Annotated in this window: 13 protein-coding genes; 7 read left to right on the top strand and 6 right to left on the bottom strand. The window is 68.5% G+C overall.

The window, feature by feature from the left end; genetic code table 11:
- Positions 1–310: 310 nt before the first annotated feature.
- Both MF609_RS03655 and MF609_RS03650 read right to left on the bottom strand, forming a co-directional pair.
- On the bottom strand, positions 311–1537 hold the full coding sequence (locus tag MF609_RS03655; RefSeq protein WP_242414936.1) for a spinster family MFS transporter: 1227 nt from the start codon (positions 1535–1537) through the stop codon (positions 311–313).
- Positions 1538–1682: 145 nt separating this feature from the next.
- The gene (locus MF609_RS03650; protein ID WP_242414935.1) at positions 1683–3920 is read right to left on the bottom strand and encodes a TonB-dependent receptor; all 2238 of its coding nucleotides are present in this window, start codon (positions 3918–3920) and stop codon (positions 1683–1685) included.
- A gap of 115 nt (positions 3921–4035) precedes the next feature.
- Here MF609_RS03650 and MF609_RS03645 point away from each other — a divergent pair, with 115 nt between their 5' ends.
- Positions 4036–4680, top strand: a complete 645-nt coding sequence (locus MF609_RS03645; protein ID WP_242414934.1) for a TetR/AcrR family transcriptional regulator — start codon at positions 4036–4038, stop codon at positions 4678–4680.
- 147 nt (positions 4681–4827) lie between these two features.
- On the opposite strand, the gene MF609_RS03640 is transcribed toward MF609_RS03645, so the two are convergent.
- Positions 4828–5346, bottom strand: coding sequence for a YceD family protein (locus tag MF609_RS03640; protein ID WP_242414933.1), 519 nt, complete (start codon positions 5344–5346; stop codon positions 4828–4830).
- Positions 5343–5852: a ubiquinol-cytochrome C chaperone family protein gene (locus tag MF609_RS03635; protein ID WP_242414932.1), complete on the bottom strand. Its 510-nt coding sequence runs from the start codon at positions 5850–5852 to the stop codon at positions 5343–5345. The genes MF609_RS03640 and MF609_RS03635 overlap by 4 nt, the downstream gene beginning before the upstream one ends.
- A gap of 117 nt (positions 5853–5969) precedes the next feature.
- Here MF609_RS03635 and MF609_RS03630 point away from each other — a divergent pair, with 117 nt between their 5' ends.
- From MF609_RS03630 to MF609_RS03605, 6 genes are all read left to right on the top strand, one after another.
- A complete protein-coding gene (locus MF609_RS03630; protein ID WP_242414931.1) occupies positions 5970–6443 on the top strand; it encodes an outer membrane protein assembly factor BamE in 474 nt (157 codons plus the stop codon).
- A gap of 215 nt (positions 6444–6658) precedes the next feature.
- On the top strand, positions 6659–7168 hold the full coding sequence (locus MF609_RS03625) for an RcnB family protein (protein ID WP_242414930.1): 510 nt from the start codon (positions 6659–6661) through the stop codon (positions 7166–7168).
- A gap of 226 nt (positions 7169–7394) precedes the next feature.
- Positions 7395–8786, top strand: coding sequence for a glycosyl transferase family protein (locus MF609_RS03620; protein ID WP_277991008.1), 1392 nt, complete (start codon positions 7395–7397; stop codon positions 8784–8786).
- Complete coding sequence (locus MF609_RS03615; RefSeq protein WP_242414928.1) at positions 8783–9805, top strand: hypothetical protein; 1023 nt, start codon at positions 8783–8785, stop codon at positions 9803–9805. The genes MF609_RS03620 and MF609_RS03615 overlap by 4 nt, the downstream gene beginning before the upstream one ends.
- A 46-nt stretch (positions 9806–9851) precedes the next feature.
- Positions 9852–10766 carry a sulfite exporter TauE/SafE family protein gene (locus MF609_RS03610; protein ID WP_242414927.1) on the top strand — a complete coding sequence of 305 codons (915 nt, stop codon included), beginning with the start codon at positions 9852–9854 and terminating at the stop codon, positions 10764–10766.
- On the top strand, positions 10763–11524 hold the full coding sequence (locus MF609_RS03605; protein WP_242414926.1) for a TIGR02186 family protein: 762 nt from the start codon (positions 10763–10765) through the stop codon (positions 11522–11524). Before MF609_RS03610 ends, MF609_RS03605 begins: the two co-directional genes overlap by 4 nt.
- A 70-nt stretch (positions 11525–11594) precedes the next feature.
- Here MF609_RS03605 and MF609_RS03600 read toward each other — a convergent pair whose 3' ends face one another.
- Both MF609_RS03600 and MF609_RS03595 read right to left on the bottom strand, forming a co-directional pair.
- Positions 11595–12092 (bottom strand): MmcB family DNA repair protein, encoded by a 498-nt coding sequence (locus tag MF609_RS03600; RefSeq protein ID WP_242414925.1) that lies wholly within the window; start codon positions 12090–12092, stop codon positions 11595–11597.
- A gap of 47 nt (positions 12093–12139) precedes the next feature.
- A complete protein-coding gene (locus MF609_RS03595) occupies positions 12140–12775 on the bottom strand; it encodes a cell wall hydrolase (RefSeq protein ID WP_242414924.1) in 636 nt (211 codons plus the stop codon).
- Positions 12776–12869 lie beyond the last annotated feature (94 nt).

Raw genomic sequence — 12869 nt, 5'->3', positions numbered from 1 at the left:
AGGGCGCGAAGAAGGGAGATTTCGCGCGGAGACGAAGAGGCGCGGAGACAATAGAACACACCCGCATACGTCACCCCGGGCTTGACCCGGGGTCCCGCTTCTTAATCCGGTCGGCGGAAGAAGGGAGAAGCTGGGCCCCGGATCAAGTCCGGGGCGACGATGGTGGCAGATGGTGGCGGCCCCATCCTCGGCTGCGCCCGCGGCTGTCGGTAGACGCTCGGTCGGAAGTTCAGCCCGTCCCGCCCCCCCCTCTGCGTCTCTGCGCGAAATCTATCTTCTTCGCGGCCTTCGCGCCTTCGCGTGAACCGGATCACGCCACCCAGTCGCGCTCCAGTCGGCGGCTGGCGAGCGCCATCAGCGCGCCGGCGACCAGATACAGGCACAGTGCCGCCGCGATCGCGTAGCGCAGCGATTCGCTGCCGTAGGTCGGGGCCAACCCCTTCGACAGCTGGCCGACGACCCAGCTGCCGAGGCCGAGGCCGATCAGGTTGTTGATGAGCAGGAAACAGGCCGAGGCGGTGGCGCGCATATGGCCGGGGACGAGGTGCTGGACGGCGGTCAGCACCGGGCCGAGCCAGACATAGACCAGTGCCTGCGGGATCAGGAACAGGGCAAAGGCGGCGACCCAGCCGCTCGACAGCACGCCGGCAATGAACAAGGGCGTGCCGAGGACATAGCAGAGCGCAGGCAGCAGCGCGTACCAGCGCTTGTCGCGCTGCCCCAGCCGGTCGCCGAGCGATCCGCCGAGCAGGATACCGGCCACCCCGCCGCTCAGCAGCAGCGCGCCGAAGAACTGGCCGGTCTGGACGAGGTCGAGGCCGAAGCTGCGCATCATCAGGCTGGGCAGCCAGAATGCGACGCCATAGCCGCACATCGACCCCGCCGCCGCGCCGAACGCCATCAGCCAGAAGCTGGGCTTGGCGGCGAGGATGCCGAACACGCGGCCGACGGGGATGCGGTCGGCGCTGGCGACGGGGCGTGGCGGGTCCTTCACCAACAGCCGGAAGAAGGGGGCGATCACCAGTCCCGCGAGGCCGACGGTGTAGAAGGCGGTGCGCCACTCCACCGCCTGCGCGATATAGCCGCCGAGCAGCACGCCGCCCGCCGCGCCCAGCGGGATGCCGAGCGAATAGATTGCCAGCGCGCGGGCGCGGCGTTCGGGCGGGAAGGTGTCGGCGATCAGCGCATAGGACGGGGCGACGCCGCCCGCCTCCCCCACCCCGACGCCGAGGCGGTAGAGGAACATCTGGGTGAAGTTCTGCGCGGTGCCGCACAGCGCGGTGAAGGCGCTCCATACCGCGAGGCTGAGCGTGATGACCCAGGTCCGGCTGGTGCGGTCGGCGATCAGCGCGAGGGGGATCGCCAGCGTCGAATAGAGCGCCGCGAAGGCGAGGCCCCCCAGCATCCCCATCTGTCCGTCGTCGAGGCCGAGGTCGCGCTGGACCGGTTGGGCGAGGATCGAGAGGATCTGCCGGTCGAGGAAGTTGAAGCTGTAGACCAGCAGCAACATGGCGAGGGTGAGGCGGGGGTTTTTCATGATGGCCCTCTAAAATCCTCCCCGCTCCGCGGGGAGGGGGACCATGCATAGCATGGTGGAGGGGGTTGCCGCCTCCACCATGGTTTCGTTCGGGGATACCCCCCTCCACCAGCTTCGCTGGTCCCCCTCCCCGTACCGGGGAGGATTAAAAGCGGACCTCGAATGTGGCGGTCGCGGTGCGGGGCGGGCCGTAATAGCCGATGATCGAATTGCCGAAGAGCGCTCCGGGGAAGTTGTAGCCGCCCACCCGATAGCGTTCGTCGGTCAGGTTGCGCAGCGCCATGCCGAGGCGATAGCGGCCATTGTCCGACAGCCAGTTCACCGAGGCGTTGACCAGCGCATAGCCGTCCTGGTCGAGCGCCGGGGTCGGGATTTCGAACAGCGAATAGTCGCTGCGCAGCGTCACTTCGGGCGTGACCGACAGCGACCCGCCGGCGAAATCGGTCGAGGCGGTGAACGAGGCGGCAGCGGTGAATTCCGGCGTATTCTGGAACACGCGCTGGTTGGCGACGTCGACCGGGGTGGTGCCGCCGTTGATGAAGGTCAGGAATTCCTTGTAGTCGGCATTGGTGTAGCCGAACGACACCTGCGCGGAGAAATTGCGCGACGGGACCATCCGCCCCTCGATCTCCAGGCCGTAGATATCCGCCTTGCCGGCGTTGTCCACGAAGCTGGCGATGCCGCCGGCGATGTTGGGGACCTGGATCGTGACCTGCTGGTCGGTGTAGCGCGAATAATAGCCGGCCATGTTCAGGAACAGGGTGCGGTCGAGGAACGCGCCCTTCATGCCGACTTCGTAGCTGGTGATCTTTTCGGGTTCATAGCCATTGACGGTCGTCGGCGTGAACACCGCGTCGCCGCGCATGTCGAAGCCGCCCGATTTGAACCCCCTGCCCCACGACGCGTACAGGTTCAGGTCCTTGCGCGGCTCGTAGCTGATCGAGACGCGCGGGGTGAACTGGTCGAAGCTGCGGTCGTTGGTGTAGTCGGTGCGGATCAGGCCGGGCACCGCATTCGCATTGCCGAAGCGGGGCGAGCGGATGCCGGTATAGTTGCGGCGGAACACCGTGCCGGTCTTGTCGTCCTTGGTATAGCGCAGGCCGCCCGAAATCTTGAGCCGGTCGGTCACGTCGAAGCTGATGTCGCCGAACGCGGCATAGCTTTTCGTCTTGACCTGACCCGAGGTCAGCGTGGTCAGGTTGAGGCCGCCGACGACCGTGTCGAACGCACCCGACGCATCGGCGTTGAGATAATAGAGGCCGACGACGCCCTGCACGCGGTCGCCCTGCAACAGCAGCTGCAGTTCCTGCGTGAACTGCCAGTCGTCATATTCGGCCGGCACGTCGAGCGTGGGCAGCGCGGTGTTGTCGAAATCGATGACGGTGTTGGTCGCGCCTTCGCGATAGGCGCTGATCGATTTGAAGGTCAGCAGGTCGCTGAGCTGGAACTCGCCGGTCAGCGACAGGCCCTGCGCCACCACCCGGTTGCGGTCGCCGATGCCGGCGCGGGTGTCGTAGACATTGCCGGTCGGGGCATAGCGCGGGTCGTTGCCGTTGCCGACGAGGCGGGTGCCGTGGCGCGGGTTCGACCGGTCGAGCGTGCGGTCGCCCGCGACGCGGACGAAGATCGCATCGGTCGGGGTCCATTCGGCCGAAACGCGCGCGGCCAGCACGTCCTTGTCATACTGGTCCGCCCCGGTGGTCAGGTTGGTGCCGTACCCGTCGCGCTTGTAGCGGGCGATTGCGCCACCGATCGCGAAGGTATCGCCGATCGGCACGGTCACCTGCCCCACCAGGTCGAACTGGTTGTAGGAACCATAGGAGGCGCGGGCGGTGGCGGCATAGTCGTTGCCCAGCCGCTTGGTCACGTACTTGATCGCGCCGCCGATGGTGTTGCGGCCATAGAGCGTCCCCTGCGGCCCGCGCAGTACCTCGACCCGTTCCACGTCGAAGATGTCGAGCACCGCGCCCTGCGGCCGGGCGACATAGACGTCGTCGAGATACAGGCCGACGCCGGGTTCGAAGCCCCAGAGCGGGTCCTGCTGCCCGACGCCGCGGCTGAAGGCGATCAGCGTCGAGTTCGACCCGCGCGCGATCTGCAGCGTCAGGTTGGGGGTCTTGTCCTGCAGGGCGGTGATGTCGACCGCGCCGGTGCGGGTCAACTGGTCCCCGGTCACCACCGACATGGCGATGGGCACGTCGATGACGCTTTCGGCGCGGCGGCGGGCGGTGACGACGATATCGCCATCGCCCTGATCCTCGACCACCGACGCCGAGTCGGCCGGCGCGGCGGGCGGGGTTTCCGTGGTTTGCGCCAATGCCGGCGAAGCGGCGAGCGCCGCCCCCATCAACAGACTGGCGCGGATTGCGAATGTGCGGCGCATCGACCTCTCCCTGATTTGAACGCCCCCCGTTGGCCGGGTTGTACGTCGTTGCGCTTCACTATACTGAAAGCTGAACCGGGTTTCAACTTATGCCCGGAGGGAGAGGAGAAAAATCATGGCGACCGACGCTGCCGGTCCCGGTGCCCCCGCATCGGTCGACAAGGTGCCGCGCACCGAACGCGGTCGCCGGACGCAGCGCGCCATCCTCGACGCCGCCGCCGCCGAATTTGGCGAAAAGGGGTTTCACGAGGGATCGATCAGCGGGATCACGCGGCGGGCCGGCGTGGCGCTGGGCAGTTTCTACACCTATTTCGATTCGAAGGATGCGGTGTTCCGCGCGCTGGTGGCGGACATGTCGGCGCAGGTGCGCGATCATGTCGGCCCGGCGATTCGCGAGGCGGACGGACGCATCGCGGCGGAACGCGCCGGCCTGCTGGAATTCATCCGCTTCGTGCGGAGCCACAAGGAAATCTACCGCATCATCGACGAGGCCGAGTTCGTCGATCCGGCCAGTTTCCGCAGGCATTATTCGACGACCGCCGAGCGCATCGCCGCACGCATCCGCACCGGGCCGGACGACACCCAGGCGGAGGTCCATGCCTGGGCGATCATGGGGATGAACGTGTTTCTGGGCCTGCGCTATGGCGTGTGGGACGAGGATCGCACGCCGGAGGACGTGGCGGATGTCATCGCTTCGCTGCTGGCGCGGGGGATTTCTGGTTCACGCGAAGGCGCGAAGGGCGCGAAGGAAGAAGTTTAGGGGTTCGCGCGGAGACGCTGAGACGCGGAGGGGTTGCGTACTTGGCGCATGGCGCGCGTTCGGGAGACGTCGCGCTCTGCGGTAGCGAACAGTGAGGGCTGCTTCGCAGCTGGTTTTCTCTCCGCGTCTCCGCGTCTCTGCGCGAACCTATTTCTTCAACAGGTCGGCAAGGCCGCCCAGCGCGGACATCGGTCCTGCCTCTTCCTCCTTCAGCACGCCCGCCGCGCGCAACGCTTCCTCGGCATGGGGGCTGCGCGGATAGGGGTTGAGGGCCAGCGCGAGGGTTTCCGCCGCCGCTTCGCCGAGGTCGATCGACGCGCCGGTGTAGAACATCGTGTCGAGTGCATCGTCGTCGAGTTCGAGTTCGCCATGCTCCACGCTGCCTTCGGGCAGGAAGCGCAGGGTGAAGGCTTCGTCGACCGATTCCGGCACGGGTTCGCCGCTGGCGACGCAGGGTTGCGCGACCTTCGCCGTCAGCCGCCCGGTGGCGACGATGCCGGCGGCGTCGCGGCGGAGCGTATAGTCGGCCTCCAGCAGGTCCAGTTCGAGGAGTTTGAAGCGCCCCATCAGCCGGCGACGTTCGTCGGTGTCGGCGGCGATATGCTGACGCATCTCCCCCTCCCCGATCTGGTCGATGCGGACGGGGCGGTAAAATTCGGGGGTCATGGCAGTTTTCCGGCTAGAAGATCGTCGATGGCCACGCCGTCCAGTGCGGCGCGGAAGGCGCGAAGTTCGCTGGCGACATGGGCAAGCGCGGAGGGCGCGGGTTGCTCGCCGCGATACAGGTTGCGCACCAGTGCGGCATCGAAGTCGCCACCGGCCAGCCCGTCGCGATAGGCCCCCAGCCGTCCGCCGAGCGCCGCCATCATCCGCCCGATATGCTTGCCGACGACCATGTCGCCAAAGCCGATCTGGCGCAGCTGCCCGTCCATGTCGTCGACGAAACATTCGGCGAGGCTCGCGGCGGGAGCGGCCCCTGCCCCCTCGCCCTCCAGCCGGAGCATCACCATCGCCAGCACGGCGGCGATCATGTCGAACCGCCCGTCGAGCGTGTCGGGCACCGCACCGGCCAGATACCAGTGCGGCATCCGCCCGCGCGCGACGACCGCCTCGTACAGCGTGGCGGCGATGCGCGGCGGCGGTTCGCGACGGAACAGGCGGGATAGCGGCATGACTCTCCGGGCAGATGAAGGGCGCGCTTGTGGATGGCGCGGGTCCGTCATATTGAACGCATGGCTGCGCGATGCAATCGCGTGCGCCCGGTCGCGCGTTCGCTGGACGGAGATTTTATGGTTCGCTTCCCCACCCGTGGCGCAGTGGCGCTGATGATCGCCTGTGCCGCGGCGGGCCTGGGAGGTTGCACGAAGCTGCGCAGCCACCAGGGCTATGTCATCGATCCCGATCTGGTCAACGCGGTCCAGCCGGGGGTCGACACCCGTCAGTCGGTGCTGCAGACGCTGGGCACGCCCACCTTCGTCGGCCAGTTTTCGGACCGCGAATGGTTCTATCTGTCGCGCGACAGCCGCAACCTGGCGTTCAACCGCCCGCGTGCGGTCGACCAGACGACGCTGAAGATCAGCTTCGACCAAGCGGGCAACGTCACCGCGATCGACCGCACCGGCGTCGATCAGGTCGTCGGTATCAGCCCGTGGGACAAGAAGACGCCGACGCTGGGCCGCGAATCGAACTTCTTCCGCGACCTGTTCGGCAATATCGGCACGGTCGGCGCACCCGGCACCGGCGGGCCGGCGCAGAACCGGTAAGAGCAGCCAAGCGGTCTGGTCGCTCCCGCGCAGGCGGGAGTCGATATGCCCAACGGCCGTGACTGGATGCGTAGCGTTGGCGTTTAGGGATTCCCGCCTGCGCGGGAATGACGGTTTTTCCGGACAAGTCTTTCAAAAAGCTGACAATCGCATTCGCGAAGCGTTCAGCGCGACTCCGGCATCTCCGTTCTCGTCACGAGGACAGGAGCAATCCGATGCGAAAGATCATATTGGCGGCGCTGGCCGCGACCGTCGCCCTCCCCGCCATCGCCACGCCGGCCATGGCCCAGTCGCGCCACGAACTGCGCCGCGACCGGCAGGACGTGCGCGAGGAGCGTCGCGAATATCGTCAGGCGCTGCGCCGGGGCGATCCGCGCGACATTCGCGAGGAACGCCGCGAGCTGGACCGCGCCCAGCGCAACTATCGCGAAACCCGGCGCGAGCGGGCATGGGGACGCAATGACTGGCGCGCCTATCGGCAGGGGCATCGCAACGTCTATGCCCGTGGCAACTGGAACGCGCCGTTCCGGTATCAGACGTTCCGTCCGGGCGTCGCCATCGGCCGCCCCTATTATGCGCAACGTTACTGGATCGCCGATCCGGGCCGCTATCGCCTGCCGCCCGCGCGGGGAGCGCAGCGCTGGGTACGGCATTACAACGACGTCGTGCTGGTCGATTACCGGCGGGGCCGCGTCATCGACGTGATCCACAACTTTTATTGGTAAGACCCGGTTCGGCCGCGCCGTCGATACGATCGGCGCGGCCGGTGCGCGGGGCACCAGTCCCGAAAGGGGATTTAGGACCGTTTGCGCCAACGTCCCGAATCCCGACCGGTTCAATCGCTTTCGATAAATACTATGGATGAAGGCGTTTGCCGCAGCAGCGAACGTCTTGCCCACCCGCGATTCCCTGGCATACGGTATCAACCGAAACGGTTTCGGGGGGAACGGGATGGAGGCGGTGATCGCGTGGATCGACGCAATCATGCGCGAGACCATGTTGTTCGCCGCTGTCGGTTTCCTGATCGGCGGGCTGGACGACCTGGCGGTCGATGCCGCATTCTTGGCACGCAGCCTGCGCCGATGGGTGCGCAAGACCCCTGATCCGATCCTGGCCGATTTCCCGATAGCCGGCTGTACCGGTCGGATCGCGGTGGTGGTGCCGGCATGGGACGAAGCGGCGGTGATCGGCGCGATGCTGCGCACGACGCTGGCCCGGTTCGACCATCCCGACTGGCGACTCTATGTCGGGGCCTATCCCAACGACCGCGCGACCATCGGCGCGATCGTCGCCGTCGCGACCGAAGACAGCCGGGTACGCCTGACCGTGACGCCCGCCCCCGGCCCCACGACCAAGGCCGACTGCCTCAACGCGCTGTGGCGCGCGGTCTGTGCCGATGGCATGGCGGAGGGGCGGCCGTTCACCGCGATCGTGCTGCACGATGCCGAGGATGTGGTCCATCCCGGCGAATTGCGGGTCTACGACCATCTGCTCCGCCATGCCGATACGGTACAGGTTCCGGTCCTGCCGCTGGCAGATCCGCAATCGCGGTGGGTATCGGGGCATTATATCGACGAATTCGCCGAAGCGCATGGCCGGCAACTGCCGGTGCGCGGCGCGCTGGGCGCGGAGCTGCCGCTGGCCGGGGTCGGCTGCGCCATTTCGGCGGACATGCTGCAGCGCATCGCCGAGCATCGCGGCGGCGTGCCGTTCGACGAAACCAGCCTGACCGAAGATTACGAACTGGGGCTGACCGTCCGCGCGCTGGGCGGGCGGGGGGTGTTCGTCCGGGTGCGTGAGACGCCGGGCGGGCCACCGGTGGCGGTGCGCGCCTATTTCCCCGCGCGACTGGACGCCGCCGTCCGGCAAAAGGCGCGGTGGATGACCGGCATCGCGCTGGCCGGATGGGATCGCATCGGGTGGCAGGCGGGCGGGGGCCTGCACGACCATTGGATGCGGATGCGCGACCGCCGGGCGATCCTGGCGATTCCGGTGCTGGCCATCGCCTATGTCGCGCTGGTCGCATGGGGGCTGGCCGTGATGCTGCATGGCGTGGCGGGAACCAAACCCGCACCGGTCGACCCGGTGCTGCAGCTGGTACTGGCGATCAACCTGTGCCTGCTGGTGTGGCGGACCGCGATGCGCTGGGCGCTGGTACGCCATGCCTATGGCCGGGGTGAGGCGTGGCGGTCGATCCCGCGGATGCTGGTCGGCAACCTCGTCGCACTGCTGGCGGCGCGGCGGGCGGTGGTGCGCTATGCCGGCACGTTGCGCGGACGCCCGGTGCGGTGGGACAAGACCGCGCATCATTTTCCCGACATTGCCGGATTGCCCGACGCATGACCCCGGCGCGGGGGCGTCCGCTGCGGTTCCTGGCGATGGTCACCATCGGCTGGGTCGGGATGCGGGTCGCATGGCTCTGGCCACAGGGGGTGCCGCCGGAGCGCTGGGTGCGGATCGTGCTGCCGGTGGGGCAGGGGGCAGCGATGGTGCGGCCTGCCGCCGCCATCGGTCCACGGGTTGCCGCGCCGCGCCGCGCCCTTGCGCCGCCGGTCGCCGTTCGGGCGACGGCGGCACCCGTGCGGCGACCGGTAATGCGGGCGGCGCGCGATGCTACTGCCGTCACGGCCGATTCGGACCGGGTGCGGCTGGCCCTGCTGAATCTGGTCGGGTTCGATTCGGCGCGGCCGGTGGAACACCCCGCCGCGCCGATCCTGTCGTCGCCGCTGCCGCCCGCGTCCGGCCCGCGCATGATGGTCAGCATCTGGGCGCTGGCCCGGCCGGGTGCCGCGACAGGCGGTCCGGTCCAGCTGGGCGGTGGGCAGGCGGGGATGCGGGTGCGGATGCCGGTGACGCAGGATGGCCGTGCGGCCGTGGCGGCGCGAGTCGCGACCCCCCTGGCCGGAACGGGACGGGAGGCGGCGCTGGGCGTCGAATGGCGTCCGCGGCACGCGCCGATCGCGCTGGTCGTGGAGCGGCGCATGGGGCTCGATCGCGGGCGGAGCGGAACCGGCATGGGCCTGATCGCCGGGATCGGCCGGCCGCTGCCGGGCAGGTTCGCGCTCGAAGCCTATGGCCAGGCCGGTGCGGTCGTGCGGACGGGTGTCGAGCCCTATGCCGATGGTGCGGCCAGGGTGCTGCATCCGGTTGCGAAGACGGGACCGATGGCGCTGCGGTTCGGTATCGGCGGCTGGGGCGCGGCGCAGCGGGACGGCGCCCGGATCGATGTCGGCCCTTCCGCCGTCGCGGCGGTGCCGGTGGGGCAGGGCGCGGTGCGGCTGTCGCTCGACTGGCGGCAACGGATCGGCGGGACCGCCGCGCCGGGATCTGGCCCGGCGCTGACCATCGGCAGCGACTTTTGAACCGGCGGGTGGCACGTTATCGCCGAACGCGGTAACCGGGGCGGCCATGGACCTGTACCTCCCCATCGCCAACCTGTCGGTCAACGCGCTGGTCATCGTGCTGCTGGGCGGCGGGGTGGGGTTCCTGTCGGGCATGTTCGGCGTCGGCGGCGGGTTCCTGACGACGCCGCTGCTGATCTTCTACGGCATCCCGCCGACCGTCGCCGCCGCCTCCGCCGCCAGCCAGGTGACGGGGGCGAGCGTGTCGGGGGTGTTCGCGCATCTGCGGCGCGGCGGGGTCGATTTCCGCATGGGATGGGTGCTGGTCGCCGGCGGCGTGCTGGGGTCGGTCGCGGGGGCAGGGGTGTTCCGCCTGCTCCAAGCGAGCGGGCAGATCGATACCGTCATCGCCATCCTGTACGTCGTGATGCTGGGATCGATCGGCGGATTGATGCTGAAGGAAGCGATCGGCGCGGTACGGGTGCTGCGCGGCGCGATCCCGCCCCGGGCGGCGCGGCGGCGGCATCATCCGCTGGTGGCCGCGCTGCCGCTTCGCTGGCGATTCTATGCGTCGGGGCTGTATATTTCGCCGCTGGCCCCGCTGCTGCTGGGCTTTGCGACGGGGATGCTGACCGTGCTGCTGGGGGTCGGCGGCGGGTTCATCCTGGTGCCTGCCATGCTGTACCTGCTGGGCATGGGGACGCGGGTGGTGGTCGGCACGTCGCTGTTCCAGATCCTGTTCGTCACCGCCGCGGCGACGATGGTCCATGCGCTGACGACCAAGGCGGTCGATATCGTGCTGGCGGTGCTGCTGCTGATCGGATCGGTGACCGGTGCGCAGATCGGTGCGCGGTTCGCGCAAAAGGCCAAGCCGGAATATCTTCGCCTAGCACTGGCCATCATCGTGCTGGTCGTGGCGTTCCGCATGGCGCTGGGCCTCGGTTGGCGGCCCGACGACATCTATACGGTGCAGCCGGCATGAGGCGGGCAGTCGCCCTCGCGCTGCTCGCGCCGTTGACGATGGCGGCGGCGGCCCCGGTGCTGGTGCCCGACGTGTCGACCCGCGACGTGCAGATCGCCTATTCCTTCACCGGCGCGGAACTGCTGCTGTTCGGCGCGATCCTCTATCCCGGCGGGCGGGTGCCGCAGGGGGACCGGCCGGCGGAGATCGTCGTGGTGGTCAAGGGGCCGCCCGAATCGATCGTGGTCCGCGAGAAGGAAAAGGTGGCCGGCATCTGGGTCAATGCCGACCGGATGCGCTATCGCTCCGCGCCGTCCTTCTACGCCATCGCATCGGCCCGCCCGATCGAGCGGATGGTCGATGAACGGACGCGGGCGATCTATGAACTCGGTCTCGACAGCCTGCAATTGTCGCCCGCGGCCGGCACGTCGGCGGAGGACCAGGCGCGCTTTGCCAAGGGGTTCGTGGCGCTGCGCGAGCGGGCCGGGCTTTATCGCGAGACGCCGGGGGCGGTCGAGATCACCGACGACGTGCTGTACCGCGCCGCGATCACGATTCCCGCGCGGGTGCCGGTCGGCAAGTTCACCGCCGAAACCTTCCTGATCCGCGACGGGCGCGTGCTGGCGGCGGCGGTGCGCGATATCGAGATCCGCAAGTCGGGGTTCGAGCGGTTCGTGGCACTGGCCGCGAACCGGGCGTCGGTCTGGTACGGATTGGCGGCGGTGCTGCTGTCGGTCGGCTTCGGTTGGGCCGCCGGTGCACTGTGGCGGCGGTTCTAGGCAACAATTCGGAGGGGTTCTTAACGGGCGCTTCTCGACAGGCTCGAAGCTGCTCGAACCGAACGGGGGGCTAGAATCCCTGGATCGCTTCGGGGTCGACCGCGCCGATCAGGCGGCGGGCGGCGCGACGGGCAAAGGCCAGGGTGCAGCGCTTGCGGACATGGGCGGGCAGGGGGGTGGTCGATGCCTCCCGCAGGATCGTCGCTTCATAGCGGTCGGCGACGATGATCCCGGTGCGGTCGGGGAGGAAGGCTTCACCCGACAGCGGCGTCACGTCGAACCCGGCCGGGACCGCCCAGAAATAGCGGTCGCAATGCCCGAGATAATCGGTCCATTTGCCGTCGCCGAGCAGGTCGGCGCGCGATACCTTGATCTCCACGATCACGATCTGCCCGCGCGCGTCCAGCGCCATCAGGTCGGCACGCCGCCCGCCGTCGAGTGGCACCTCGGCCATCGCGGTCAGATCATGGGCGAGCAACATGCGCGTGACGCCACGCGCGACTTCGGCAGCGATAAGCGGATGGGTGTCGGGGGCGGGAGGTTGGGCACCGAGAGCGATACTGGCCATCGGCGCAGTATAGGAACATTACACGAACAAGGGAAGCGTGTTGCGGCTTAGCGATAGAAGATGTGGTTGCCGAGCGAGGCGACGCGGGTCTTGCCCCAGTTCGGGCTGACGCGGCGGGCGTGGAAGAAGAGCGCGCCCTTTGCCGGACTTTTCCACAGGTCGTCGCGGGCGATGCGCGCGATGGCGACGGCGGTCTTCCAGGCCGGGCGGCTGGTATCGACAGTCGGCAGGCGGCCGCCGCGCACGAACGAGAACTGGCTGCGCTGGGTCAGTACGCCGCAGGCCGAGGGCGGAAAGCGGCCCGAGCTGGCGCGGTTGAGGATGACGTCGGCGACGGCGAGCTGGCCGGTCAGCGGCTCGCCCTTCGATTCATAATAGACGCCGATGGCGACGCAGTTGAGTTCCTCGTCGTCGATCGTGGCGGGCTGGGCCGCGACAGCGGCAGCGAGGGTGGCGTAATCGGCGTCGCTCTCCGCTTCGTCCGTCGCATCGGCGACCGGGGCGGGCTTTGCCGCGATATCCTGCACGATTTCCTGTGGCGGGGCGAAGCGGACGGGAACCTTCGCCGGGGTCGACAGGTTGGTGACGGAGCCGGGCGAGGCTTCCTCCGCCGACACGGCGGCGGGCATTCCGGCGAACAGGGTCATGGCGGCAAGCACCACCATGGGGAAGCGCAGCTTCATGCGTCGTCACTAGCTTGCGGTGAACCCGTGTCAGAACACGTTCCACGTGGAACGCTGACGCCTGCCCCCCGACTGCGCCACCTGTCCCAACACG

Origin of the sequence: Sphingomonas panni (assembly GCF_022664435.1) — a bacterium.
Taxonomy (GTDB): Bacteria; Pseudomonadota; Alphaproteobacteria; order Sphingomonadales; family Sphingomonadaceae; genus Sphingomonas; species Sphingomonas panni.
Note: the sequence above shows the minus strand (reverse complement) of the source record. Positions and strands in the feature narration are given on the sequence as shown.

Excerpts from the sequence above, each read along its gene's own strand:
- MF609_RS03635 (WP_242414932.1), bottom strand. The coding sequence starts at position 5,852 with ATGCCGCTATCCCGCCTGTTCCGTCGCGAACCGCCGCCGCGCATCGCC.
- MF609_RS03625 (WP_242414930.1), top strand. The coding sequence starts at position 6,659 with ATGCGAAAGATCATATTGGCGGCGCTGGCCGCGACCGTCGCCCTCCCC.
- MF609_RS03605 (WP_242414926.1), top strand. The coding sequence starts at position 10,763 with ATGAGGCGGGCAGTCGCCCTCGCGCTGCTCGCGCCGTTGACGATGGCG.
- MF609_RS03610 (WP_242414927.1), top strand. The coding sequence starts at position 9,852 with ATGGACCTGTACCTCCCCATCGCCAACCTGTCGGTCAACGCGCTGGTC.
- MF609_RS03595 (WP_242414924.1), bottom strand. The coding sequence starts at position 12,775 with ATGAAGCTGCGCTTCCCCATGGTGGTGCTTGCCGCCATGACCCTGTTC.
- MF609_RS03640 (WP_242414933.1), bottom strand. The coding sequence starts at position 5,346 with ATGACCCCCGAATTTTACCGCCCCGTCCGCATCGACCAGATCGGGGAG.
- MF609_RS03615 (WP_242414928.1), top strand. The coding sequence starts at position 8,783 with ATGACCCCGGCGCGGGGGCGTCCGCTGCGGTTCCTGGCGATGGTCACC.
- MF609_RS03630 (WP_242414931.1), top strand. The coding sequence starts at position 5,970 with ATGGTTCGCTTCCCCACCCGTGGCGCAGTGGCGCTGATGATCGCCTGT.
- MF609_RS03600 (WP_242414925.1), bottom strand. The coding sequence starts at position 12,092 with ATGGCCAGTATCGCTCTCGGTGCCCAACCTCCCGCCCCCGACACCCAT.
- MF609_RS03645 (WP_242414934.1), top strand. The coding sequence starts at position 4,036 with ATGGCGACCGACGCTGCCGGTCCCGGTGCCCCCGCATCGGTCGACAAG.
- MF609_RS03620 (WP_277991008.1), top strand. The coding sequence starts at position 7,395 with ATGGAGGCGGTGATCGCGTGGATCGACGCAATCATGCGCGAGACCATG.
- MF609_RS03650 (WP_242414935.1), bottom strand. The coding sequence starts at position 3,920 with ATGCGCCGCACATTCGCAATCCGCGCCAGTCTGTTGATGGGGGCGGCG.
- MF609_RS03655 (WP_242414936.1), bottom strand. The coding sequence starts at position 1,537 with ATGAAAAACCCCCGCCTCACCCTCGCCATGTTGCTGCTGGTCTACAGC.